This window comes from Rhizobium leucaenae USDA 9039, assembly GCF_000426285.1.
Classification (GTDB): domain Bacteria; phylum Pseudomonadota; class Alphaproteobacteria; order Rhizobiales; family Rhizobiaceae; genus Rhizobium; species Rhizobium leucaenae.
Window position 1 is genome coordinate 304,505 of sequence record NZ_AUFB01000001.1, and the last position, 26,030, is coordinate 330,534.

17 protein-coding genes and 1 pseudogene are annotated in these 26,030 nt (G+C 60.5%); 11 read left to right on the forward strand and 7 right to left on the reverse strand.

What is annotated here, in order from left to right; translation table 11 throughout:
• The first annotated feature begins 16 nt into the window (after positions 1–16).
• Positions 17–3,277 (forward strand): GH36-type glycosyl hydrolase domain-containing protein, encoded by a 3,261-nt coding sequence (locus K290_RS0101375; protein WP_028750206.1) that lies wholly within the window; start codon positions 17–19, stop codon positions 3,275–3,277.
• Between the two features lie 46 nt (positions 3,278–3,323).
• On the opposite strand, the gene K290_RS0101380 is transcribed toward K290_RS0101375, so the two are convergent.
• Positions 3,324–4,517 carry an MFS transporter gene (locus K290_RS0101380; RefSeq protein WP_028750207.1) on the reverse strand — a complete coding sequence of 398 codons (1,194 nt, stop codon included), beginning with the start codon at positions 4,515–4,517 and terminating at the stop codon, positions 3,324–3,326.
• 144 nt (positions 4,518–4,661) lie between these two features.
• On the opposite strand from K290_RS0101380, the gene K290_RS0101385 reads away from it, so the two are divergent.
• The 6 genes from K290_RS0101385 (at position 4,662) to K290_RS0101410 (ending at position 12,163) form a co-directional block, all read left to right on the forward strand.
• Positions 4,662–5,558 carry a LysR family transcriptional regulator gene (locus K290_RS0101385; RefSeq protein ID WP_028750208.1) on the forward strand — a complete coding sequence of 299 codons (897 nt, stop codon included), beginning with the start codon at positions 4,662–4,664 and terminating at the stop codon, positions 5,556–5,558.
• Positions 5,559–5,594: 36 nt separating this feature from the next.
• Positions 5,595–6,260, forward strand: a complete 666-nt coding sequence (locus K290_RS0101390) for a DUF2161 domain-containing phosphodiesterase (RefSeq protein WP_028750209.1) — start codon at positions 5,595–5,597, stop codon at positions 6,258–6,260.
• A 267-nt stretch (positions 6,261–6,527) separates the two neighbouring features.
• Positions 6,528–8,030, forward strand: a complete 1,503-nt coding sequence (locus tag K290_RS0101395) for a DegQ family serine endoprotease (protein ID WP_028750210.1) — start codon at positions 6,528–6,530, stop codon at positions 8,028–8,030.
• Positions 8,031–8,322: 292 nt separating this feature from the next.
• Positions 8,323–10,479 carry a putative bifunctional diguanylate cyclase/phosphodiesterase gene (locus tag K290_RS0101400; RefSeq protein WP_028750211.1) on the forward strand — a complete coding sequence of 719 codons (2,157 nt, stop codon included), beginning with the start codon at positions 8,323–8,325 and terminating at the stop codon, positions 10,477–10,479.
• Positions 10,480–10,684: 205 nt separating this feature from the next.
• Entirely contained in the window at positions 10,685–11,317 is a 633-nt protein-coding gene (locus tag K290_RS0101405) for a J domain-containing protein (protein WP_028750212.1), read from the forward strand.
• A 132-nt stretch (positions 11,318–11,449) separates the two neighbouring features.
• A complete protein-coding gene (locus tag K290_RS0101410) occupies positions 11,450–12,163 on the forward strand; it encodes a DUF899 family protein (RefSeq protein ID WP_028750213.1) in 714 nt (237 codons plus the stop codon).
• Positions 12,164–12,189: 26 nt separating this feature from the next.
• Here K290_RS0101410 and K290_RS33635 read toward each other — a convergent pair.
• The 3 genes and pseudogenes from K290_RS33635 to K290_RS0101425 all read right to left on the reverse strand — a co-directional run.
• Positions 12,190–13,854 (reverse strand): annotated as a pseudogene (locus K290_RS33635) (PAS domain S-box protein); the annotation flags it as partial.
• A gap of 170 nt (positions 13,855–14,024) precedes the next feature.
• Positions 14,025–15,167, reverse strand: a complete 1,143-nt coding sequence (locus K290_RS0101420; RefSeq protein ID WP_028750214.1) for a M24 family metallopeptidase — start codon at positions 15,165–15,167, stop codon at positions 14,025–14,027.
• 101 nt (positions 15,168–15,268) lie between these two features.
• Positions 15,269–15,973, reverse strand: a complete 705-nt coding sequence (locus K290_RS0101425; protein WP_028750215.1) for a GntR family transcriptional regulator — start codon at positions 15,971–15,973, stop codon at positions 15,269–15,271.
• Positions 15,974–16,125: 152 nt separating this feature from the next.
• Here K290_RS0101425 and K290_RS0101430 point away from each other — a divergent pair, with 152 nt between their 5' ends.
• Positions 16,126–17,037 (forward strand): dihydrodipicolinate synthase family protein, encoded by a 912-nt coding sequence (locus tag K290_RS0101430; RefSeq protein ID WP_028750216.1) that lies wholly within the window; start codon positions 16,126–16,128, stop codon positions 17,035–17,037.
• Positions 17,038–17,176: 139 nt separating this feature from the next.
• Here K290_RS0101430 and K290_RS0101435 read toward each other — a convergent pair whose 3' ends face one another.
• Positions 17,177–17,389: a hypothetical protein gene (locus tag K290_RS0101435; RefSeq protein WP_028750217.1), complete on the reverse strand. Its 213-nt coding sequence runs from the start codon at positions 17,387–17,389 to the stop codon at positions 17,177–17,179.
• 261 nt (positions 17,390–17,650) lie between these two features.
• Here K290_RS0101435 and K290_RS0101440 point away from each other — a divergent pair, with 261 nt between their 5' ends.
• Together K290_RS0101440 and K290_RS0101445 are read left to right on the forward strand one after the other, a co-directional pair.
• Complete coding sequence (locus K290_RS0101440; RefSeq protein WP_028750218.1) at positions 17,651–19,180, forward strand: DUF1800 domain-containing protein; 1,530 nt, start codon at positions 17,651–17,653, stop codon at positions 19,178–19,180.
• 16 nt (positions 19,181–19,196) lie between these two features.
• Positions 19,197–20,381: a DUF1501 domain-containing protein gene (locus tag K290_RS0101445; RefSeq protein ID WP_028750219.1), complete on the forward strand. Its 1,185-nt coding sequence runs from the start codon at positions 19,197–19,199 to the stop codon at positions 20,379–20,381.
• 56 nt (positions 20,382–20,437) lie between these two features.
• Here the strand turns inward: K290_RS0101445 and K290_RS0101450 are convergent, their stop codons facing one another.
• Both K290_RS0101450 and K290_RS0101465 read right to left on the reverse strand, forming a co-directional pair.
• Positions 20,438–23,464: an alpha-mannosidase gene (locus K290_RS0101450; protein WP_028750220.1), complete on the reverse strand. Its 3,027-nt coding sequence runs from the start codon at positions 23,462–23,464 to the stop codon at positions 20,438–20,440.
• 354 nt (positions 23,465–23,818) lie between these two features.
• Positions 23,819–25,015: an MFS transporter gene (locus tag K290_RS0101465; RefSeq protein WP_028750221.1), complete on the reverse strand. Its 1,197-nt coding sequence runs from the start codon at positions 25,013–25,015 to the stop codon at positions 23,819–23,821.
• Between the two features lie 117 nt (positions 25,016–25,132).
• Between K290_RS0101465 and K290_RS0101470 the strand changes: the two genes are divergently transcribed.
• On the forward strand, positions 25,133–25,963 hold the full coding sequence (locus tag K290_RS0101470; RefSeq protein ID WP_028750222.1) for an AraC family transcriptional regulator: 831 nt from the start codon (positions 25,133–25,135) through the stop codon (positions 25,961–25,963).
• Positions 25,964–26,030 lie beyond the last annotated feature (67 nt).

Sequence of the window (26,030 nt, forward strand, 5' to 3'; positions counted from 1 at the left end):
CAGCGAGACACCGGTTATGTCCTTGGAATCCAATCGCAGCTTTCAGACGCCACGGCGCGAAGAACTCGGTCTTTCCACGCTTGCCAATAGTGCCGGCCTGTCGATATCGGCGCTGCCGAACGGCACGCTGTTTGCCATCGACTTCGCCGACCAGCAGGGCAGCGTCATGATCAACCAGGTGCTGGGATCGCCTCTCTATGGCGGTATCGGGCGCCTCTATCTGCGCATCGGCGGCTCGCAGCCGGAAATCGCCGAAATCGTCGGTCCGAAAGCTGCCGTGCGTTTCGGCCATGATGAGGCGAGCTTTTGCTGGAGCGGCGAAACCGCTGGCATCAGGCATACGGTCCGGTTGCAGCTTCATTCAAGCGAAAGCGCCTGGTTCTGGCAGGTTTCTCTCGAAAATACGACCGGGGACGCGCTTTCGGCCGATCTCGTGCTGATCCAGGACGTCGGCCTTGGCGATCGCGGGTTCCTGATGAACAGCGAGGCCTATGCTTCGCAATATATCGACCATCATATCGCCGAGCATTCCGTTTTCGGGCCAGTCGTGATGAACCGGCAAAATCTCAAACAGGGTGGCGGGCGCAATCCTTGGCTGGCGCAAGGCTGCCTGAATGGCGCTGCCGCCTATGCCACGGACGCGATCCAGTTGCTGGTGCCCGCCCCAAGCGGCGATGCGCAGATGGTCCCAGGCTTTGGTGAAAACCTGCCAAGCACGCGCCGGCAACACGAGGTCGCCTGTCCGACAATCCAGTCGAAGCCGCTCGCGCTCACGCCAAAGACACTCGTCACCACAACATTCTTCGGCCTGTTCGTTGCCGATCACCCTGTAGCCTCTAGCGATACCGACCTTGCAAGGCTTGACGCCCTGCCGCAGGCGCTTGGCGAACTGATGAAAACCGATATTGCCGGTGGTGCGCCGGTTCGCAGCCTTGTGCAGGACGCGCCGCTATTCGTGACCGATGCTTTGGACGAAGCAGCGATCGAGCGGCTTTATCCCGAGCGGATGTTGGAAGAACGCATCGATGGCGAGCTCTATTCCTTCTTCGTGCCCGACGGCTCGCTTAACCGTCATATCGTCCTGCGTGAGAAAGAGCGCGTCGTCGCCCGCCGTCATGGCGCCATCGTCCGCAGCGGCCAGAACATGCTGCTGGATGACCAGACGTTGGCCGCAACCTGCTGGATGCAGGGCATCTTCGCGGCTCAGTTGACGATCGGCAATACATCCTTCCACAAGCTCTTCTCGGTTTCCCGCGACCCCTACAATCTGACGCGGGCGAGCGGCCTGCGTATCCTCGTGGATTTCGGCGAAGGCTGGCGCCTGCTCGGCGTTCCCGCTGCTTTCGACATTGGGTTGAGTGATGTCCGCTGGATCTACCAGCTTGCCGGCCGGACCATCATGGTGACTGCAATTGCTTGTGGCGACGATCCGTCCATGCAGTGGGATGTTGCGGTCGAAGGCGCGTCCTGCCGCTTCCTGGTGTTCGGCCATATCGTACTCGGCGAGCGCGACTATGAAGCCGTCGCGAACATCGAGATCAATGCCGCGGCCAAGCAGATCTCGTTCCGGCCGCAACCCTCCTGGCTTTGGGATCGCTATCCGCATGCCACCTACCATCTCGTCACCTCGACACCGGACGCTTTCGAGGCGGTTGGTGGCGATGAACTTCTCTACAGCGACGGCACGTCCCGCAGCGGCCCCTTCATCGCACTCAAGTCGCACCCGACACAAAGCTTCAGCTTTGCCGTCACCGGATCGATGACCGACACGGCGGCAGGCGACGGCCTTGCCGCACGGTATAAGGCCGGTGTGAGCAGCGAAGAGATGCTCGCTCCTGCACAGCGCTTCTGGAACCATGTGACGCGCGGCGCCCGCATCGAGGGCGATGGACCAGACCTTGCCGCGCAGGCGGTTATGCTGCCTTGGATCGCGCATGATGCGATCGTGCATCTGAGTGTGCCGCACGGCCTCGAACAATATACGGGCGCCGCCTGGGGGACGCGCGACGTCTGCCAGGGACCGGTGGAATTCCTGCTCGCTTATGAACACGACGCCGAGGTGAAGCAGGTTCTGAGCACCGTCTTTTCCGAGCAATACCGCGACCGGGGCGACTGGCCGCAATGGTTCATGCTGGAGCCCTATGCCAATATCCGCGCCGGCGAAAGCCATGGCGATATTGTCGTCTGGCCGCTGAAGGCGCTCTGCGACTATATCGAGACGACGGGCGATCTTGCCTTCCTCGCCGAAACCGTGCCCTGGCGCGCCGACGATACGATGCAGCGGACCGAACAGACCGCAACGATTTCCGCGCATGTCGAAAAGCTGCTCGACACCGTCCGCAGCCGCTTCATACCCGGCACCAGCCTGATCCGGTATGGCGAAGGCGATTGGAATGACAGCCTGCAGCCGGCTGATCCGCACTTGCGCGATTGGATGGTCAGCAGTTGGACCGTCTCGCTGCTTTACGAACAACTGGTGCGCTACGCTGGGATGCTGACACTGGTCAGCCGCGCCGACGAGGCGGAGAGGCTCAATGAAACTGCCGCCGCGATGCGCAGCGATTTCAATCGCCTCTTGATGCGCGACGGCGTCGTCGCGGGATACGGCGTCTTCGATCCGAGCCATGACGGTGTCGAGCTGCTGCTGCATCCGCAGGATACACGCACCGGCCTCCATTATTCGCTGATCGCGATGACGCAGCCGATGCTGGGTGGCCTCTTCACGCCGGAGCAGCGGCATGCACACATGAAGCTGATCGAGGACAATCTCCTTTTCCCGGATGGTGTGAGGCTGATGGAAAAGCCGGCGACCTATGCCGGCGGCCCAGAGACTTTGTTCCGCCGCGCTGAATCCTCGGCTTTCTTCGGGCGCGAGATCGGGCTGATGTATGTCCATGCGCATCTGCGTTATTGCGAGGCGCTGGCTCTCGACAGCGATGCCGAAGGCGTCTGGAACGCGCTGGCGCTCGCCAATCCCATCGCAGTCAGCGGCCGGCTCGACCATGCATCGCTGCGCCAGCGCAACACCTATTTCAGCAGCAGCGATGCGGCATTCGCCGATCGCTATCACGCGTCCGATGATTGGGATCGCGTAAAGGCTGGCGATATTGCCGTCGATGGCGGCTGGCGCATCTATTCGAGCGGCCCCGGCCTCTATACGAAGAGCCTGATCAGCAATGTCTTTGGCTTCAAACGGCAGTTCGGCGCGCGCACCCGTCAGCCGCTGTTGCCGGCATCTGTTGCCGTTTCGAAGGTCGAGCTGAATTTCGAGGCCTAATTGCGAAGGGAGCCGCCTGGCGCGGCTCCTCCCCCAAATTTTCCAGTCAGGCGGCGCAGGAGACAGGCTGCGCCCCGGAGGTCGAGCGGCGGTCGAGTGCGCCGCTCCAGAGGGTGAGGATGAGGGCTGCGGCAACGAGGATAGCACCGACCCAGGGCGTGGCACCGAGACCGAACGAGGATTCCACCACTAGGCCGCCGATCCAGGCGCCCGCGGCAATGCCAAGATTGAAGGCGGCGATGTTCAGCGCCGAGGCGACATCGACCGCGGCTGGACGCACCTGGCGGGCAAGCTGGACCACATAAAGCTGCAGGCCCGGCACATTGGCGAAGGACAGGAAGCCGAGAGCCGCCAAAGTCGGAATGGCCAGCCAAGGCGAAACGGCGGTGAAGCTGAACAGCATGAGCACGATCGCCTGGGCGATGAAAAGCCCCGTCAGTGCCTTGACCGGATTGCCATTGGCAAGGCGTCCGCCAACGACGTTGCCGACGGCGATCGCAACGCCGTAAAGCACCAGGATCAGGCTGACGGCGGAGGCCGCAAAGCCGGTTACCTCCTGCAGGATCGAGGCCAGGAAGGTAAAGGCGACGAATGTGCCGCCGTAGCCCAGAGCGGTCATGGCGAAGACGATCAGTAGCCGGCCGCTTCCGAGCACGCGGATCTGCTCGCCGATTGTGGCCGACGGCGCCTTCTTCAGGTTAGACGGCAGCAACAAGGCAATACCGGCAAAAGCAATGATGCCGAGGGCGGCGACGGCGGCGAAGGTAGCCCGCCAACCGAAGGTCTGGCCGATGAACGTGCCGAGCGGTACACCGGTGACGATCGCGACGGTCAGTCCCATGAACATCATGGCGATCGCAGAAGCGCGGCGGTTTTCCGGCACCAAATCGGCCGCGATTGTGGATCCGACGGAGAAGAAGACGCCATGCGAGAAGGCCGAAAGCACACGGGCGACAAGCAATGGCTCGTAGCCGGGGCTTAGAGCCGCCATGCCGTTACCGACGATGAAGAGCGCCATCAGGCCGAGTAGCAGCGGCTTGCGCTCGATGCGGCCGGTAAGCGCCGTAAGGATCGGCGCGCCAAAGGTAACGCCAAGTGCGTAAACGCTGACGATGAGACCAGCGAGCGGCAGGGTGATATGAAGATCGGTCGCGACCGTCGGCAGCAGACCGACGATGACGAATTCGGTGGTGCCGATCGCATAGGCCGCGATAGTCAAGGCAAAGAGAGCTGATGGCATGAGGTAACCCGATCGAAAAAAGCGGCCGGCAACATCCGGCAGCACTGGTTCTTGTTCGGACGGAATATGGCCCCAAGACATTCGATCGATAATTGGCTATATAAACTCAACACTTGTGAAGTGAATTCAAAGATTGAGGAAGCGGTGGACAATCGAGCCGGTGAAATGGACGTCTTCGCGCAGGTCGCCGAGCTTCGCAGCTTCTCGGCGGCGGGACGGAAATTGCGCCTGTCGCCTTCGGCCGTCAGCAAGCTCGTCACACGCCTCGAGGATCGGCTCGGCACCCGCCTTCTCGTGCGCACCACGCGCTCGTTGCAATTGACTGCGGAGGGAGAGGTCTATCTCGAGCGCGCTCAACGTATCCTCGCAGAAATACAGGAGACGGAACGAATGGTGACTGCCGGGGGTGCCGCGACCCCGCGCGGGCCTCTGCGCGTCAGCGCCTCCGTTGCCATCGGCGTGCGCTGCATCGTACCGCTCATTCCGGACTTCCTGGCGCTCTATCCGGAGATCGAACTCGATATTTCGCTCAGCGACAGCATCATCGATATCGTCGGCGAACGCGCCGATGTCGCCATTCGCGTCGGACCATTGCGCGACAGTTCGCTGAAAGCGCGCAAGCTGCTTGAAAGACGACGCGTCATCGTTGCTTCACCGGCTTATGTCGCAAAATACGGCATGCCAACAACACCGGAGGATCTCGACCACCACAACTGCCTGACCTTCAATTTTCGCCCGACTGCCGAAGGCTGGCCCTTTCGCGATCCCGCCATCGGATCGGAGTTCGTCAAGCCGGTCTACGGCAATCTGCAGGCCAATAATGGGCCGACGGTGCGCAGCCTTTGTCTCGCCGGTCTTGGTCTTGCCCGCGTCGGAAATTTTCATGTGCAGCCCGATATCGAAGCCGGCGCGTTGGTGCCGGTGCTGGAGGATTTCAATGCGGGAGATATCGAACTGATCCATGCCGTTTATGCCGGGCATGATTATCTTGCCGCCCGCATCCGCGCCTTTATCGACTTTCTGGCATCGCGAATCACGTAAAACAGTGCTGACCATCAGATAAGCAGAGGGCAGGACTTGGAGACGGCGCTTTATCTTCCGATCAAGAATTTCCTGGAAGCCGCCGGCTACACGGTAAAGGGCGAAATCGGCAGTTGCGATCTTGTCGGCCTGAGCAACGATGAGCCACCCGTCGTGGTCATCTGTGAATTGAAGCTGACCTTTAATCTCGAACTCGTGCTGCAGGCGGTCGATCGTGCGGCGGCAAGCGATGAGGTTTGGATCGCCGCCCGCGTCTCGGCGAAGGGGAAAGGCCGAGAAAGTGACCGCCGATTTCGCGATCTCTGCCGCCGGCTCGGTTTCGGCATGCTGGCCGTCTCCGACAACGGCACCGTCGACATCGTCGTCAGCCCGGTCGCGCCGATGCCGCGCAAGAATATCCGCCGGCGATCACGTCTTGTTGAGGAACACAAGCGACGTAAGGGCGATCCCGCGCTCGGCGGCAGCACGCGCGCGCCGATCATGACCGCCTATCGCCAGCAGGCCCTTGCCTGTGCGATGGCGATCCAGAACGGGCAGCAGCGCCCCAGGGATATTCGCGCCAATGCTCCTGAAGCTGCCAAGATCCTGCGCCACAACGTCTATGGCTGGTTTGAACGCCTCGACCGCGGCATTTACGCTCTGACCGAACTCGGTTCGGAAGCCTTGAAGCGCTGGCCTCAGGCGGAGGCCGCTAAACAATAAACGTGAAGAAATTCAGGCATTCCAACATTAAATTTCGGTAATTTCTTACAGAATTGCAATATTAACATGATCAATATTTAATTTGTAAAATTCGACAGGCGGGACATATTAATTAACAGCGCCAGTTCTTCTTTCTACTGCAAATTCTGCAGTAACTTCGAATAATCGCAGTCCTGAGAAAGAATAGAACGGCACTCCGTTCGACGCCTGGTTCCCGACATGGACCCAAGACGCCATATCGCAACGATCTCGTAAGGGACATTTGCCATGTCAACTCTACTTCGCAAGCATCGCGCCGCAGCCATCGTCGGAGCGGCCATCATCGTCGGCGCAGGCGCCCTGCCCTTCGCCTTCAGTACTCCCGCTGCCGTGGCCGCCGCCGAACCTAGCGGCATCATTGCACCCGCCGGCTCCTTTGCGCCGATCGTCGATGCCGACAAGCCGGCGGTCGTCACCATCACCACCACAATGAAAGCCACCGATACCGGCGCGGATGTCGGCGACTCGCCGATGGATGAGCAATTCCGTCAATTCTTCGAGAACCAGGGCATACCGTTCCCGCATCAACAGACGCCACAGCATCGTCCGTCCCAGCGCGCTATGGCGCTCGGTTCCGGCTTCATCGTCAGCCCGGACGGCATTATCGTCACCAACAATCACGTCATTCAAAATGCCACCGACATTAAGGTAACGCTTGACGACGGTACCGAATTGCCGGCCAAGCTTCTCGGCGCCGACGCCAAGTCCGATCTCGCGGTGCTCAAGGTCAAGGCGCCGAAGCCGCTCGCCACCATCGCTTGGGGCGATTCCGACAAGCTGAAGCTCGGCGATCAGATCCTGGCGATCGGCAATCCCTTCGGCATCGGTACGACCGTTACCGCCGGTATCGTTTCGGCTCGCGGCCGCGACCTGCACAGCGGCCCCTATGACGATTTCATCCAGATCGACGCTCCGATCAATCACGGCAACTCCGGCGGCCCGCTGGTCGACCGTGAGGGCAATGTCGTCGGCATCAACACCGCCATCTATTCGCCGAATGGCGGCAGCGTCGGCGTCGGTTTCGCCATTCCGTCGGACGAAGCCAAGGCGATCGTCGCCAAGCTTGAAAAGAACGGCTCGATCGATCACGGCTATCTCGGCGTCGCCATTCAGCCGGTGACCGCCGATGTCGCCGATGCCGTTGGCCTCTCGCAGCCGCAGGGTGCCTTGATCGCCAGTGTCAATGACGGAACGCCGGCTGCCCGGGCTGGCCTCAAGACCGGCGATATCGTCACTGCGGTCGGCAGCGAGACCGTCAAAACGCCCAAGGATCTGTCGCGGCTCGTTGCCGATCTCTCGCCGGGGGACAAGCGGTCGCTCACGGTCTGGCGCAATGGCAAGAGCATGGATGTGAACGTCACGATTGGCGGCAATGACGACAGCAAGCAGGCTGCCAACGACAGCGGCGACGGCAAGGTCCAACCGTCCGATCAACCGAGCATCGGCGTCGGCCTCGCCAATCTGACGCCCGATCTGCGCGAGCAACTCAACCTTCCGCAAGGTGTCGAAGGCGCCGTCGTCGCGAGCGTCAATCCGGACAAGCCGGCTGCCGCTGCCGGCATCCAGACCGGCGACATTATCGTCTCGGTCAACGATCAGCCGGTTCACAGTGCCCACGATGTTCAGAACGCGGTGACGCAAGCCGGCAAGGCGGGCCGCAAGTCGGTCCTGCTGCTGGTCGAACGCGGCAGCGACAAGACCTTCGTGGCGGTGCCTTTCTCGGCTGCCTAAATATTTTCTGAAAAGCAAGAGCGCCTCGTCTCCGTCATGGGAGGCGAGGCGCAGGCATGTCTGTCGGGCGCGATAGCGCCCGCAATCCGCAAAACACCGCATCCCCGGCGACGCCGCAGCGGTGTTCGCAGCTTATCATAGAGGAAGGGAATCCTGACCGAAGATACAATCGTCAACCACTGATTTACGATGTCGCCACAGAAGGCTGACATGCCGCACTCGCGCAACCCGCCTTTCACTGATACATAACGAATTACTCACACTGTGGCATAGCGTGGATTGTGAGGGAAACATGCGCAAGGCGGCAGTTGGCGAACAGGTTGTGAGGGCGGTATCAGCGGATGCTGAAGAGCCGGTTGCGCGTGGGGGGATGACGGAGGGGCTTCAGCAATCCCATGAGCCCAGTCTCGCCGAGCGTTATGACTGGCTCGAGGCCATGATCAACCATGTGCCCGATTATATCTATGCCAAGGATTTGGAAGGCCGCTTCCTGTTCGCCAACAGAGCCATCGTCCTGAACAATGGGCTTGAGCGCGTCGAGGACATGGTCGGTCTGACCGATTACGACATTCATCCTTCCGCGGCGGCCGAGGCCATCGCTGCCATCGAGCGACACGTCATGGAGAGCGGTGAACCTGATCTCGGGTTCGAGGAGCGCCGTCTCAGAGGCAACGGCTGGCTGATGATGTCGCGCGTTCCTCTCAGGGACAAGACTGGAAAGGTAATCGGCGTCGTTGGGGCATCACGGGACATCACGGCGCGCAAACGCGGCGAAAGCCTGATGAAAGCCCAGGCGCAGCTTCTCAAGGCAGTCGCCAAGGGAATACGTCTTGACCCCTTCCTCAGTGACGTCGCCGATCTGCTCGAAGAAGTCATCCCGGGTACCGCTGCCGCTTTACTCTTGCACGATGAACGCGCCCAGGAGTTTTACATTGCGGCGGCGTCGCCATCTGCCCGCGTCGCTTCGATCTTGCCAGCGGAAATCCTCGACAATCCGGCATCATGGCGCCGATTTTCGATCTCGTCAGGTGACGGCGGACAGCACGGCGCACTTGCCGTCAAAGTATCCTCCAGCCATGAAGCGAGCGTGTGGGAGTTCCTGACGGGGGTCGCACAAACGGTCGGCATTGCGATCGATCGCCACTACGACGCTGAGCGCATCACCTTTCTTGCCGAGCACGATGCCCTGACCGGATTGCCGAACCGCACCCTGCTCGACCGGAAGCTCGATGATATGCTGCGGCGAGCAAACAGAACGTCGAGGCAAGTCGCGGTCGTATTCCTCGACATCGACAACTTCAAACTCGTGAACGACAGCCTCGGGCATGCCGCCGGCGACGAGTTGCTGAAGATCGTCGCAAAACGGATCTCCGCGGAGATCGGGCAAGGCGACATGATATCGCGCATCGGCGGCGACGAGTTCATTCTGGCGCTTGAACAGACCGACGAAGACTTCGTCTCGTGGCTGGCGCGCATTCGCGAGGCCGTCGCACGGCCGCTGACTTTGGCTGGAATGGACCTGCAGCTCACATGCAGCATTGGAATGGCCTGCTTTGCAGTACACGGCAAGACGGCCACGGAATTGTTCGCCAACGCGGACATGGCGATGTATCGCGCCAAGGAGAACGGCCGGAACAGTATCCAGGTGTTCGATCCGGCAATGGCGGAGAGTGCACGACAGAAGCTCGGACGTTCGGAAGAACTTAGACGTGCCGTCGAACGCGATGAGTTCGTCCTGCATTTCCAGCCGCAAAAAGACATGAGTTCCGGCGAAATTATCGGCGTGGAGGCGCTCGTGCGCTGGAATCATCCGACCGACGGGCTCGTGTTCCCCGGCGACTTCATTCCGCTCGCCGAGGAGTCCGGCCTCATCGTTCCGATCGGGGAGGCTGTCCTGCGCAAAGCCTGCGGCCAGGCGAAAAAATGGCAGGAACAGGGGCTGCCTCCGGTGAAGATCGGCGTCAATATGTCGGCGCGGCAGTTCCAGGAACAGGGCATGACCCGACAGGTGGCCGCGGCCCTTGCCGAGAGTGGTCTTGATCCGCAGTGGCTGGAAATCGAGGTCACTGAGAGCCTTCTGATGCGCGACGTGCAGGGGGCGATCATGAAAATGCACGAACTCAACGCCCTCGGCGTCAGTCTCGCTATCGACGATTTTGGTACGGGCTATTCCAGCCTGAGCACCTTGAAACGCTTTCCATTGTCTCGCCTCAAGATCGACCGGTCTTTTATCGCCGATATTCCGGACGACGCCGATGACATGGCGATCACATCCGCGATCGTCTCGCTTGCACGATCGCTGGAACTCGACGTGATTGCGGAAGGCGTGGAGACGGAAGAGCAGGCCCGCTTTCTGTCGCGCGCCGGATGCCATGCCATTCAAGGATATCTGTTCAGCAGACCCATTCCGGCGGACGAAATGACACGCGTGATGCGCGAACGGGCTTAAATCCTCCAAAAACCTGCGGCTTTCAACAGGAGTGACGTTTCTGCATCGCGTCATGACAGTTTTTGTCCAAACTCTGCCTAGGTGATGATAAAGAAGAACGGGACGGACAGGAATTGTCCTACGGCAGGCTCGCGTTCTGCCGACATCATCGACGGCATAAGAGCTTCAGGACTTTGGACGGGGCTGAGCGGCAGCAGGAGTTGGAGTGACCGATCCATACGATATTCTCGGCATTGGACGCGATGCGAGCGAAGAGCAGATCAAGACCGCCTATCGCAAGCGGGCGAAGTCGGCGCATCCGGATTCCGGCGGCGACGTCGATGCCTTCGGGCAGCTTCAGAAGGCTTACGAGCTGCTTTTGGACCCGGTGCGCCGCAAGCTGTTCGACGATACCGGCTATGACGTCGAACTGACCGACTCCGTCGATTTGCAGGCGCTGGTCGCGATCGAGAAGCTCATCACCGATATGGTTCTGGACGAGCGCGAACCCGGCACCTTCGATCCGGTCGCACACATGCGCACCAGCCTCTTGGAAGAAATCCGCAAGGCGCACTTCAGCAAAAGCGAACTGGAGCGTCATTCCGACCGCATCCGCCTTCATCTGGATCGTCTCGGAAAACGCCCCGGCAAGGATGTCGTCGGCCATATGCTGCGTGCCCGCATCAAGGCCATCGCGTCTGCGATCAGCGAAACAGAGGCAAAGATAGACGCCACCGAGCGCGCCTGCGACATGCTCGACGGCTATCTTTATGTCATGGACGCGCCGATGCTCGAGAACGAGGAATCATCGGATGTCGAATGGGATGACACCACGAGGGTCCGCTCCGCCGCTCAGTGATTCCTATCGATCCAATGGCCCGCCGAATGCTGGAACTTTCGATCGGCAATCGGGTTTTCTCCGGCGTCAAGTCGAATTCCAAGAGTGCCATACGACTAAGTATCGGCTCATGGATCGCATAGGGAGGACATCATGATCAACGAAGATGGATATACGCCTGCGGCAGAACTGGCGCAGAGAAACGGTGCCAGATTTCCCAACGAGAGCAATGAATACCGGCAGGCACGAAACGCCCTGCTGGCGGAGGAAATTGAACTTCGGCGTCATATAGAGCGAGTCGCCGCGCAACGGCGCGCACTACCGCCGGGCGGCATGGTGAAGAAGCGTTACCAGTTCATCAGCCCTGACGGTCCGGTCGGTCTTGAGGATTTGTTCGACGATAAGGAAACCCTGCTGATCTACAGCTATATGTTCGGCCCGGAACGGGCGCGGCCCTGCCCCATGTGCACTTCATTTCTTTCCGCGCTGGAGGGCGAAATCCTCGATATCGAACAGCGAATGGCCATTGCCGTGGTGGCTCGGTCCCCGATCGAAAGGCTGCTTGATTTCAGGACGGAGCGCCGCTGGCAGAATTTACCGCTCTATTGCGACCCGACCGGAGAATATAGCCGCGATTACCGCGCGCTCGGGGCCAACGGCAACGACAACGCCGCCGTCAATGTCTTTACCCGCAGAGATGGAACGATCCGGCACTTCTGGAGTGAGGAAATGGGCCCGGTGACCGCCGATCCCGGCCAGGATCCACGCGGCGCCCCGGATCTTATGCCGCTCTGGACGATCCTCGATATGACGCCCGAGGGACGGGCAAGGGACTGGTATCCGAAGCTCACCTACGGACACGCGTGAGCAGACCGACGTTGGCTCGGCGATGCCTATGCCTGGCCGGCCGCAGTCATAACCCCGGTAGCCGGTGCCGCCGGGAGAGCTTTGGCAATCACGGCAGCAAGCTGGCTCTGGTTGAATGGCTTCGGCAGTCGGAGCAGATCGTTGTTGCTGCCGGCCGGAAGTTCGGCATAGCCGGTGGCAAGGACGACCGGCAAACCCGGCAGCCGCTCGGCGATCGCCGCAGCGAGCTGAGAGCCCGTCATCCTGGGCATGGCGTGATCGGTGATGACGAGATGGATGTCGTTGCGATCCTCCAGCAGCTTCAGCGCCTCTTCCCCTGAATGCGCCTGCAGCACGGTATGGCCGAGATCCTCCAACATGAGGGCCGTATTCATCAGGACGAGCGCGTCGTCGTCCACGGCCAGGATATTGAACAAGCCTCCATTTGCAGGCGCTGCTTCCATCGGCTCTTCCTTCTTTATCTCCCATTCCGCCGCGATGGGAAGCCAGAGCTCGGCAGTCGTTCCCTCGCCCCTGCGCGACTTCAAGATCAGCTTGCCTCCAGACTGCGCCATCAATCCTTCGACCATCGGCAGTCCGAGGCCTGTTCCCTTGCCGACGCCCTTGGTGGTGAAGAACGGTGTGGTTGCATTGGCGAGCGTGGCGTCGTCCATTCCCTCACCCTCGTCCTTGACGGAGAGACACACATAGGACCCTGCTTTCGGTCCGTCCGCTTCGCCCCCGGCGATTTTGCGAAGTTCAGCGGCAATAACCAGCAATCCGCCCTTTGGCATAGCGTCCCGCGCATTCACGACGAGATTCAAAAGGGCGTTTTCAAGCTGGTTCTGATCGGATGTCACCCTCGGAAGACTGAGGGGAAAATGCGTTTCGATCATCATCGACGGATCTATCGTGCGCTGCAGCAGGCCAGTCATATTGCGAACGAGTTCGAGCACGTCGAGCGACTCGATCTTGAGTTCCTGACGCCGTGAGAAGGCAAGCATGCGCTGGGTGAGCGCTGCACCGCGCTGTGCGCCTTGAATGGCATTGTCGATCAATGGAATGATATCGGGATTGTCAGCGATCCGTTTGCGCACGATTTCCAGGCTCCCGAGAACGGCCATCAATAAATTGTTGAAGTCATGGGCCATCCCCCCTGTCAGTTGGCCGACGGCTTCCATTTTTTGCGCCTGGAACAGCTCTTCCCGCACCTGCTCCAGCTTGCGCTGGGCCTCCTTCTTTTCGGTGATATCGCGAGTGACCTTCGCAAACCCCAGCAGCGATCCATCATCATCACGAAGAGCATCGATGACAACGCTAGCCCAGAAGCGTGATCCGTCCTTTCGCACTCTCCAGCCTTCGTGTTCGAACCGGCCCTCCTTGGCGGCGATATCGAGCGCATTCCAGGGAAGCTTCGTCGCGCGGTCTTCCTCCGTATAGAAGCGGGAAAAGTGCTGACCGAGGATTTCCTGCTGCGTGTAGCCCTTGATGCGCTGCGCACCGAGGTTCCAACTGGAGACATACCCTTGGGGATCAAGCATATAGATGGCGTAATCTGCGACCCCCTGAACGAGAATGCGAAACTGCTCCTCACTCCGCCGGAGCTCACTTTCGACCTTTCTTCGGCCAGAAAAATCGCGCGTAATCTTTTCAAATCCCAACAAGCCGCCCTCCGCACTTCTGACTGCATCGACGACCAAATGCATCCAATATGCGAACCATGCTTTCACTGATGCCATTCCCGGTCTTCGAGCCGCTCCCGTAAACTACGGAAACACGGATTTGGTTCCGCAGGCGCGCGGACTTCTAATCGAAAGTTGTAAGAAGCTTACGAGTCGAAGGCGTGTTGTGCCCGCCGGCTTACCGAATGCGTTTCGTGAACCTAAGAAAACGGCTCGGTCGGTCCTTTGGCGGGGTTGGTGAACCAATGCGGCCCATCCGCCGTCATGTAGATATGGTCTTCCAATCGAATACCGAATTTGTCTGGAAAGACGATCATGGGCTCGTTGGAAAAGCACATGCCGATGGCAAGCGGCGTTCCGTTGCCGCGCATGATATAGGGCTCTTCATGAATCTGCAGACCGAGGCCGTGACCGGCGCGGTGGGGTAGCCCAGGCAGGCGGTAATCCGGGCCAAGGGCATGTTTTGAAAGCACCCCGCGCGCGGCATCGTCGAGGCTCGAACAGGGTGCGCCGAGCTTCGCAGCATCGAAGACTGCTTGCTGCGCCTCCCGTTCGATCGCCCAAGCCGCTTCGAATTCGCGGTTGCCGCTTTCGAGCATATAGGTCCGGGTGACATCGGAATGATAGCCGTCGATCTGGCAACCGGTATCGACAAGCACGACATCGCCTGCCGCAAGTATCTGATCACCCTCGGCGCCGTGCGGCAGAGAGGTCGCCGCTCCGAAGGAAACGATACAGAAGGTCGACCCGCCATCTGCCCCGACCTGTCGATGCCGTCTGTCGATAAAGTCCACGACCTCTGAAGCCCTGGTACCTGGCTTCATCAGCGCATGCGCCTGCTTCTGAATATCGAGCGTCAGGTTCATGGCGTATTGAATGAGCGCGATCTCGGCCGGAGATTTGACGCGCCTCAGACTTCTGAGGATCTGGCCGCCGTCCTGCAATCTTTCGGCGCCGAACTCCGCGGCGAGCCTATGGTAGCAGAAAAGCGGCAGTTCGTCGTCGAGTGCAAGCGTACCGGCTTGACCCAGCAGGTGTGATACGAGCCCGGCACTGTTCTCTTCCTCCTCCCACACCACGATCTTGCCAGGCAGATGCGGCAGCGTTTCGACGCGGCTGCGCTCGAAACCCGGAACGATATAATAAAGTGCGGCCGGCGTGACGAGCGCGCCAAGGAATCGTTCGCTCGGATGCCAGACGAGACCGGTGAAATAGCGCAGGCTTTCCGTCGAGCCGAGCAGCATGCCGCCAATTCCGTTCGCCTCCAGCGCCTCTCTTAGGCGTGCCAGCCGGAGCTGCCTCTCGTCATTGGTGATCCGGGGGACGGGATGCGACCATGTCATCTTGCTTTCCAGTTCCTGTTGCGCTCGGCTCTTATGCGACCGATGCCGGTTGTTGAATCGATATTAACGCGGTTGTCGGCAGTTTCTCGATTGGGAATGCCTCATGTGATCTCGATCGCAAGCGGACGATCGAGGTCGCGGGCGATGTATTCCTGAATCTGGCGCACGATCTGCGCGGCATGGTCGATCGCCAGCCGGTCGGCGCGCTCGACATCGCCGGTCTCGATCGCGGCGATTATTTCCTCGTGCTCGTCCACATACTGACGCGGCAGGCGATCATCGAAAGTCGAATAATAAAGACGCAGGATGCGCCGGCCCTCGTCCAGAAGCCGTGCAAAGAACGTGGTGTAATAGGAATTGCCGGCAAGTTCGGCGATGGCGACATGGAATTCACGGTTCGCCTCGATCATGCCGAAAGCATCGCGGGCAGCCACCGCGTCGGCAAATTCCTGCTGCCGGGCGCGCACGCGCTGCATGATTTCGGCATCCTTCCGCCCCGCGGCCCCGCGCGTTGTCACGCGATACATCAACGTGAGCGCCTCGAAATAGGTGGGCAGGCTGGCAAAATCGATCGTTGCGACGATGGTGTTGCGGTTGGGCAGCGTCGTCACCAACCCCTCGGCGGCAAGCCGAAGCAGCGCCTCGCGGATCGGTGTTCTTGACATCTTGAAGCGTTCGGAAAGCCGGACTTCGTCGAGCGGGCTTCCCGGCTCCAGCGCCATCGACAGGATTTCCCGACGCAGGGCGGCATAGACGCTCTGCGTGCCCGAGCCCCGCACCCGCACATTCTCCGCCTCGTTGCGCATTGGATATCCTTCTTGGGAAATGCCTTATTATTTCGTCCTGCCAATTTTCAGCAACAGCAGGCCATCGATCCATATTTGCCGTTCGACGATCCCTGCTTGAGTCTTGTCGACAATTTGTATATAACGCAAGCACTTTCAATCGAGGATCCAAAATGACGACAGGATGGAAGGGCGTATTCCCCGCCGTAACGACCCAATTCAACGAAGATCTTTCAGTGGATCTCGCTGCGACGCAGCGCGTCCAGGACGCACTCGTCAACGACGGCGTCAACGGCCTGATCGTCATGGGAACCTGCGGCGAGAACAATTCGCTGGACCCGGAAGAGAAGCGCACGATCCTGAAGGCTGCCGTCGAGGTGGTGAACGGCCGGGTTCCGGTCGTCACCGGCGTTTCCGAATTCGATACGCGCCGTGCCGTCGCCTATGCGCGCGACGCCGAGAAGCTCGGTGCCGATGGCCTGATGCTCCTGCCGGCCATGGTCTATGTTCCGAAGCCCGAGGAGCTGATCGCGCATTTCCGCACCGTGGCGGAAGCCACTTCGCTGCCGATCATGCTCTACAACAACCCGCCGGCCTATCGCGTCAATATTGGCGCCGACGTGCTGCAGGCCCTCGCCGAGGTGCCGAACATCAAGGCCGTCAAGGAAAGCGCGCCGGATCCGCGCCGCTTTACCGACCTCATCAATACCTTCGGCGACCGCTTCGACATCTTCGCCGGTCTTGACGATGTTGCGCTCGAAGGGCTGATGCTCGGTGCCAAGGGCTGGGTTTCCGGCCTCACCAGCGCCTTCCCGGAAGAATCCGTACAGCTCGTTGCCGCCGCCAAGCGCGGCGACTGGGAAGAGGCACGCCGGATCTATCGCTGGTTCATGCCGCTCCTGCATCTGGATGCCGAGCATGATCTCGTCCAATCGATTAAGCTTGCCGAGCAGATCATGGGCCGTGGCTCCGAGCGCGTTCGCATGCCGCGTCTGCCGCTGTCCGGTGCTCGCCGCGCCGAAGTCACCGCCATGGTCGAGAAGGCAGCCGCCACGCGCCCGTCGAAGGCCCGTCAGGCGGCCTGATCGCGAATATGCTAAGGTCGGCAATCGCACGCGGTTGCCGACCGTGGCACTTTAGCTCCGTCGCAGAGAAAAGCCTTGGATCACGAGATCGTCTCGCAGTCTCGTTCTGAGACGTTGTCAATTTGACTTCTGCGGAATTCTAGTCAGCTTCTTCTGGCAAGGCCTGAATATAGCGCACGACAAGATAAAAGATCCCGAAGAGAACAAGCACTGAGATCACATGACGGATGTCGTGCAGCGCGGCATGGTGATGTCTCACCAGCAGGGAAATTGTGTTGTATCCGGCTATGGCGAGCGCAGTCATGACCAACGCCACCAAAAGCGCCATGTTCCGATGAATAAATTTGACCATCGCTCACCTCTTTTCCGCTTCTCAACATAGAAGAGAAATTAGGGAGGAATTAGGACGGATCGGGATGCCTGCGGCAAACTGATCCAACCCACTCCCCGACAGCCCCTTGAAGCAGTTACGGCCTGGACGATAGTCCGAAGACGAGGCTTTCTGCAAGGGGGATTACAAATCGTCCATGTCGGAAAAACGCCACAATTTCCGAACGTTCCTGACACAATTGCCTGCGAGCGTATCACCCGATCGGTGATGCGGTGACAAGCGATGAGCCTTTCATTTCAGACGATGGCGGCACTACGGTTCGGCTACGGTTTTCGACCCGGTGAAACGCCGCCCGCCGACAGGGATGCGTTGCTCAATCCGATGCGGATCGGTGAGGGCAATTGCCTCTTTCCGGTAGGCGGCATCGAGGCGCGCCGCCAGGCGATCCGCAATGTGGCCGACCGTCTGCGCGACATCCGAAGCAGCGACATCGATGATGACGCCAAGCGCGATGAACAGAAGGCAATCTACAAGGAACTTCAGCAGAGCTATCAGCGCGATGCCGATGCGCGCATCGCTCAGGCGATCTTCTCGTCGAACGGTTTTTACGAACGGCTGGCCGTCTTCTGGACGAACCATTTTTCGGTGAGCGTCGACAAGGCTCAGCCGATGAAGCTCATCGTTCCCCTCTCCGAGGCCGAGGCGATCCGGCCCCGTATCGGCGGGACATTTCCGGATTTGCTGCGCAGCGCCACCCAACATCCGGCAATGCTGATCTATCTCGATCAGACGCAATCGCTCGGCCCCAATTCTCCCGCCGGCATCAAACGCAACAAGGGACTCAACGAGAATCTCGCCCGCGAACTGCTGGAGTTGCATACCCTCGGCGCCGGCAGCGGCTATACGCAGGATGATGTGCGATCCGCCGCGATGGTACTGACGGGCATTACAGTCGACCGGCAGTCGGTCGAGGTGGATTTCCGCAAGGCCGTTGCCGAACCCGGCAGCCATCAGGTGCTGGGTGTCAACTATGGCCGAACGCAGCGGTCGGAGCGGGATTGTCTGCAGATGCTGGACGATCTGGCGTTGAACCCGAAAACGGCGGCGCACATCAGCCGCAAACTCGCGCTCCATTTTATTTCCGACACGCCGCCGGAAGCGATGATCGACGCGATGACCCAGGCTTGGCGGAAGACGGATGGCGACCTGATGGCGGTCTATGGCGCGATGCTCGATCATCCGGCCGCCTGGACGAATGAAGGAAGCAAAGCCCGGCAACCTTTCGACTTTGTCGTGGCCGGCCTGCGGGCGCTCGATCTTCCGAGGAATGCGGCGGCAGGTGCGGTCGTCGATCCGCTCGCCGATGACGAGGGTGCCGGCCAAGCGATGGCCGACGACAATCCGCCCATGCTAGGTAATAGCTCCGTCACACCCGACAAAGCAACCGATCCGCCGGATCCGCAGGAGGCAAAGCGCCGGCGGGCCGCAATCGACGCGACTTTCTACGTGCCGCGCGGTCTCGGCGTCTACGCGTTGCAGCGCATGGGGCAGCCGGTCTGGAGGCCACCCAGCCCGGCCGGCTTTCCCGAGGGTTTCGATGCCTGGATCAATGCTGGCGAGCTTTCCGAACGGATTTCCTGGGCCCGGCGCGCAATCGGTCGTTATGGCAAGCAGAATGATCCGAGGCAGTTTCTCAACGAGACGCTGGCGGATGCGGCTCGCGATGACACGATCCGGATCGTATCGCAAGCGCCGAACAAGATGACGGGCCTGACGCTGGCGCTCGCTTCGCCCGAATTCAATCGTCGCTAGAGCGAGGAGTGTTCCCATGGCAGACGACAAACCCTTCTCGCTTTCCCGCCGCGGTTTCCTCGCTTCCGCCTGTTGTCTCGCGGCTGCACCGATCTTTACGCCGGTAACCTTCGCAGCCATGCCCGGAGACAACCGTTTCGTCACCATCGTCTTGCGCGGCGCCATGGATGGGCTCGATCTGGTGCAGCCCTATGGGGAAGCATCCTTCGCCGGCTTACGGCCGGATATCGCTCTTGCTCCCGACAAGGGGCTCGTCGATCTCGACGGCTTCTTCGGCCTGCATCCGGCCGCCGCGGATCTGCTGCCGCTGTGGAAAGCCAGGGAGTTAGCCTTCGTCCATGCCGTCTCGACGCCCTATCGCGACGCCCGCAGCCATTTCGACGGCCAGGACATGCTGGAATCGGGCGGCGGTCACGTCGCCGAAGAAAGGACGGGATGGCTGAACCGCGCACTCGGGAGCATCGCGCGCTCGACGGCGCACAAGGCGATCGACATCAACACCTCGACCGAATTGATCCTGTCCGGCCCCAATGTGGTCGACGTCTGGGCCTCGGATTCCGGCTTGGCTATGGGTGCGGACGAGATGCAGTTCCTGACACGCCTTTATGCCAACGATCCAGCTTTCGCCAAGGCGATGGACGAGGCAAGACGCGCCGACCAATCGGCGAAGATGGGCGAGGCACCGGGCACCAAACGCGGCGAGCAGATAGCCGATGTTGCGGCGCTTGCCGCCAAGATGCTGCTGCGCGAATACCGCATTGCCAGCTTCTCCATCAACGGCTGGGACACCCATGTGCAGCAGGCAGCGCAGTTCCGGAAAGCGGCTGGCGACCTGACGCAAGCGGTACTGACATTGAAGAATACGCTCGGCCCGGATGCATGGAAGACGACGGTGGTTCTGGCGATGACCGAATTCGGCCGCACCGTCCGCCAGAACGGCTCCGGCGGCACGGATCATGGCACCGGTGGTTGTTGCCTACTGGCGGGCGGCGCCATCAATGGCGGCCGTGTGCTGGGCAAGTGGCCGGGAATTAAAGACGAACAGCTCTTCGAGGACCGCGATCTGATGCCCACCGCAGATGTGCGCGAGATCGCGGCCGCGATGCTCTACCGACAGTTCGACCTCGGTGCCGACGACCTCAGCTCGAAGATCTTCCCAGGCCTAAGCTTCGATAAATCCTCGCAATTCCTGAAGGTGTAAATCCTCGCCGTAGAGCGCCGGTTGTCCCTATTCGACCATCCAGATCGGCGCAGCCATCACGCCCGTTTCACCTTCCAGCTTCTGACCTCGAAGGGCAGGATATCGGGACCCGCATCGCGTTGGGCTGGTTCCTCCATCAGATTGACGGCCTCGCTGACTGCCCAGCCGTTTGTTGGCCTAACGGCAAGTCCGCCGCGCCGGCCGGCCGGTTCGTATACGCGCAGCACGAGACCGTCGCCATCCTCAGCCGGCTTGATGGCTGAAAGCGCGACCGGTGTGCCGGTCACGGCGATCGGCGTGAGCGTCGCCTCCGCAAGATTAGTGGCCGCCGTGACGATCAAAGGCTGGTTTAGGTCGTCGGCTTCCTCGCGCACGCCACCGGAATGCCATTCGCCAGCGTGCGGCAGCAATGCGTAGGTGAAGCGTTGCACGCCCTCGTCCGCCAGCGGATCGGGATAGATGGGTCCGCGCACGAGGCTGATACCGAGCACGTTGCCGCGGGCGCTGTGGCCGTATTTCGCGTCGTTGAGCAAAGCAACGCCGAAATCCGGCTCGCTGAGATCGATGAAGCGATGGGCGACCGCCTCGAACATCGCGGCATCCCAGCTCGTATTGGTGTGCGTCGGACGGCTGACGACACCATAGGCGCATTCGAACGTGGCGGTGCGGGCCCGCGTCGCGACCGGGCTTAGTGAGCGCAGCAAGGTGCGGCGATCATGCCAGTCGATTTCGGTCTCTATGTCCAGCCGCCTCGCATTGGCCGTCAGCACATAATGCTGCACGACACTGGAATCGCGATAGCGATGGACGACCTTGATCGCGGCCCGATCCGGACTGTTTTCGACAAGCTCGATGCTTTCCGGCTTGTCGAGACGGATACCCTTTTCCGGATAGTCGGCGTCGATATCCCAGGCATCCCAGTTGCGCGGCTTGTCGACCGGATAGACACAGAGCTGATTGGCGGATCCCGCCAAAGCCTCGCGGCCGGTCGCCTTGTGCACGAGGCTCTGAACAGCCCCATCGACGCCGATGGTAACGGCGAGATGTTCGTTTTCCAGCCGCCTCGCTTCGGCGCGCAAACCGCCGGCCGGCTTCAATGCGGCTCGGTCGAAGACATGGATGGCAAGCGGCGAGATTAAATCGCTGGTGGAAAGGATCGTGCCGCCAGCTAGGACCGCACGCAATGGCCGGGCATCCAGCGATGGATTGACGACAACGAGAGCGTCTGCAATGCCGCCTTTCGGCAGAGCCGAAACAATGGCACCCATAGCGTCCTTTTGAGCCGTCTTGGCATGATCGATGACACCAAAAAGTTCACGCTCGGCGTCCTGATAGACCTCGTTGATGCTCGATCCCGGCAGGATATCGTGAAACTCGTTCTTCAAGGTCACGCGCCAGTCGGCTTCCAGGCTCTGCGGTGCGGCTCCCCCGATCATATGGGCGATCGATGCCAGGGTTTCCGCCGTGATCAGTGCCCTCTCCGCTCTGCGGTGCAGCCGTTTGACGCCGCTCTGGCTGGTCAGGGTTGCGCGATGCAGCTCAAGATAGATTTCGCCGGACCAGGTCGGAAGGCGTTTTTCCTTGGCGGTTCGATGTGCGCTTTCAAAGAAATCGGCGACCTTGCACCAACGCGCCTTCGGAATGGCAGGGAAATCGCGCAACTGCACTTCCCGCTCAACCATTTCCGGAGTCACGCCGCCGCCGCCATCACCATAGCCGACCGCAAGCAGCGAGATATCGTGCAGCGTTTTCGCCCGGAAGTTCTTCCAGGTCGGCGTGAGGCAATCCGGCTGGACAAAGCCGTTATAGCCCTGCATCGGATTGTCGAAGGTATGCGCCAGCACCCGGCTGCCATCCAGACCTTCCCACCAGAAGAGATCGTACGGGAACCGGTTGGTCTCGCTCCAATTGACCTTGATGGTGAAGAAACTCTCGATACCGCCCTGGCGCAGCAATTGCGGCAAGGCGCCGGAAAAGCCGAAGCAATCCGGCAGCCAGCACACCGTGTGACGGGCACCGAAGGTCTTTTCGAAATAGCGCTGGCCGTAAAGGATCTGCCGCACCAGGCTTTCCCCCGTCGGCATGTTCGTGTCCGGCTCCACCCACATGCCGCCGATCACTTCCCAAGAGCCATCGGCCACCTTTTCCTTGATGCGCGCAAGCAGTTGCGGATCGTCAGCCTCCATCTGCGCATAATAATGCGCCGTCGACTGGTTGAAGCGGAAATCGGGCGAGCGGTTCATCAAGGACAGCGCCGTATGAAAGGTCCGGCGCATCTTGCGGCGCGTCTCGTCGTAGGGCCACAGCCAGGCAAGATCGATATGGGCATGGCCGGTCAACAGCAATTCGCCGTTTTGCGGATAGCGCTCCTGCAGCGTCTTCAGACGGACGATCAGGCCGTCATAGGCAGCAACGACCGTCGCGCGCTCGTCCTCGGATAGGCCCGGCGGGTTTGCGACCAGCTCGGGCAATTCCCAGATCTTTTGCTGCCATTCCGCGTTTGCCGTGCGAGACACATACGAAGCCGTGGCGGAAGGCCAGTCCAGGCTGCGCAGCGCCATCTCTGTGGCGTCGAGCAGATGCGGCACCACATCATGATCATCAAGCGCTTCGATTGCCTCTACTATCTGCCGCAGCAAAAGGTGCAGCCGGTGCACGGGAATATCCAGCCAGGCGAGCTGCGCCCGGTTTAACTTCGGCTGGCGGTTCGGTTCGCCGAATGGAAAGCGGGCAACGCTGTCCGTCGCGATCGAGAGATTGCGGCCCTTGAGCGGGAATTCCTGGTGGTAGGGATCAAGGCCGAAGCTCTCGCTTTCGCCTCCTTCGTAAGCGAGCGTGATGAGGCTTTCGCCGCCGAGATCAAGCTGCAGGCGGGTTTCCTCAAGAGGCCAGTCACGAGGCACCTTCGCTTGCGAGGCGAAATGCACCAAACCTTTGCGATGCGGCCACGCTTCACCAACGGCGATGTCCTCGCCCTCGAACGTCCAATTGTCGATCGCAAGTACAGCGCGCTCGCGCCAATGGCTGAGCTCGGCGGTGCGTACCTTGAGGCGGTCTAGGCGCTGGGCGATGGTGAGCTGCATGGCATGTCCTACATGGTTGATGTCTGGCCGACGGCTGCACGTGGCGACCGCGGCGTCGAGAAATGAGGCATTGCAAAGAAAAAAGGATGATGACGAGTGGGCCTGACGGGATCAGGCGAGCGTGATCGGCGGCAGCAAGTGGGTAGGGCCGCCGGAGAAACGTCCCTTGGCCGGGACTTCGATATTGACGCTCATTCGACGGTCTCCTCCTCCTGCGTGAAGCGGGCATAGACTACGGCGAAGAACGGGCCGATGGCCAGTCTCAAAATGGCAGCGATTTTTTGGGCTTGTCCCCCGCGGGAAGCCTTGCGGCGAGACGTTCGGCGGGGCAGCAAACTACCCCGCCGCTATTGCTCAGTGCCTCGGTATCCGCGGCAGGAAGATCGTAAACAGACCGAGCAGAGGCAGATACGAGCAGACCGTGTAGACGAAGGAAATGCCGTGCGTATCGGCAAAATCGCCGAGGAACGCCGCACCAAGTCCGCCTGCCCCGAAGGCGAAGCCGAAGAAGATGCCGCCGATCAGACCGACGCGGCCGGGGATCAATTCCTGCGCGAAGACCACGATCGCCGGGAAGGCCGAAGCAAATACCAGTCCGATCACCACCGTCAGGACGCAGGTCCAGAACAGGTTCGCATAGGGCATCATCAGCGCGAAGGGAATAACGCCGAGGATCGAGAACCATATCACGAAGCGCGCTCCGAGACGGTCCCCGACCGGGCCGCCCATGATCGTTCCGACCGCGACCGAGCCGAGGAAAAGGAACAGCATCAATTGCGCATCGCGAACGTCGAGATGGAACTTGTCGATGACGTAGAAGGTGAAATAGCTGGATATGCTCGCCATATACACATTCTTCGTTGCCGTCAGAAGGATGAGGATAGCAAGCGCCCAGACGGCCTTGTTGCGCGCTATCGGCAAGGCGCGGCTCGGAGCCGGACGCGCGGCATGCTGGCGGCGATGGCTGACGTACCAAGTGCCGACCCAGCTCAGGACGATGAAGCCGATCACCGCGAGAACCGCCAGCCAGGCGACGCTCGACTGGCCGTGCTGGAGCACGAAGAAGGCAGCGATCAGCGGCCCGATGGCAGAGCCGGCATTGCCGCCGAGCTGGAAGAGCGACTGCGCCAGGCCATGGCGACCGCCGGAGGCCAGTCGCGCGACGCGCGAGGCTTCCGGATGGAACACCGCGGACCCAAAACCGATGAGGCTCGCCGCGACCATCAGCATACCGAAGCTGCCGGCATAGCCGAGCAGCACCAGCCCTGAAAACGTGCTGACCATGCCGACCGGCAGGGAATAGGGCATGGGCCATTTGTCGGTGACGATGCCGACGACCGGCTGCAACAGCGACGCCGTGATCTGGAACGTCATCGTCAGAAGACCGATCTGAACGAAATCGAGCGCATAGTTCTCGCGGAACATCGGGTAGAGCGACGTCAGCAGCGATTGCATGATGTCGTTCAGAAGATGGCAGACGCTGACCGCCACGACGATTGAAATTGTCGTCTTCTCAAATCGGGCTTGCGCGCCCGAAAATGCCGCAACCATTGAGGATTCCTTCCTGGGCCGGCCGTTTTTCAGCCATGCTGTTCAATCAGCCTTTTACACGGCTTGCAGGTGACCTTCTTTCGTGTTTTGGTCCAGTTCTTTCGCGATCGGGCCAAAATGGAAAAGCTCTCTCAAAAGCTGCTGGCGACACTGGAACGGGACCACGAGCAAAATATGCTCTGGATGGAGGGATCGAATGCCGGCGTGCTCGTCAACAGCTCCGAGCCGCCGCAGGGCTATACTGTTCCCTGGCATCATCATCGCCGCACACAGTTGCTCTGCGTTTTCTCTGGTGTCGTCCTGATCCTGACGACGCGCGGCCGCTTGATGGTGCCGCCCGGCCATGCTTTGTTCATTCCCGTCGGCCTGGAACACTCCGTCGAGATGCTGAGCGATGTCAGCATAAAATCGGTCTACGTTATGCCGAGCGATCCGACGCCATCGGCAGAAGCGCCGCGTGTCGTCGAAGTGACGGATCTCGCGCGCAGTCTGCTGCTTGAAGCCATTCGGCTGCGGGAAGCGCCCCTCGGAAATCGCAAGGCCGAACTTGTCCTATCTCTCCTCATGGAGGAGATTTCGACGCTCGAGGAACGCCCGCTCGGCCTGCCCTTCCCCTCCGACCGGCGGCTCGCGGCGCTCTGCCGCGACTATCTGGCGAACCCGACGCCGAATGCCCGGCTGGATAATTGGGCCGAAAAGCTGGCGATAAGCCGCCGGACCTTCACACGGCAGTTTCGCAAGGAGACCGGCATCAGCTTTACCACCTGGCGTCAGCAGGCGAGCGTCTTCGCATGCCTGCCGCAACTTGCGGAGGGACAGCCGGTGACCAACGTTGCGCTTGAGGCCGGTTATGAGAGCGTCGCAGCCTTCACCACCATGTTCCGACGTATGCTCGGAACCTCGCCGCGCACCTATATGGTGAACCGCTGGTCTTTCGACCGACCGTAAAAATCGCGCAGACATCCGCCCGGCTTACAGCGAAAGACATTCATCCACGGGCATGATCAAAAAAATT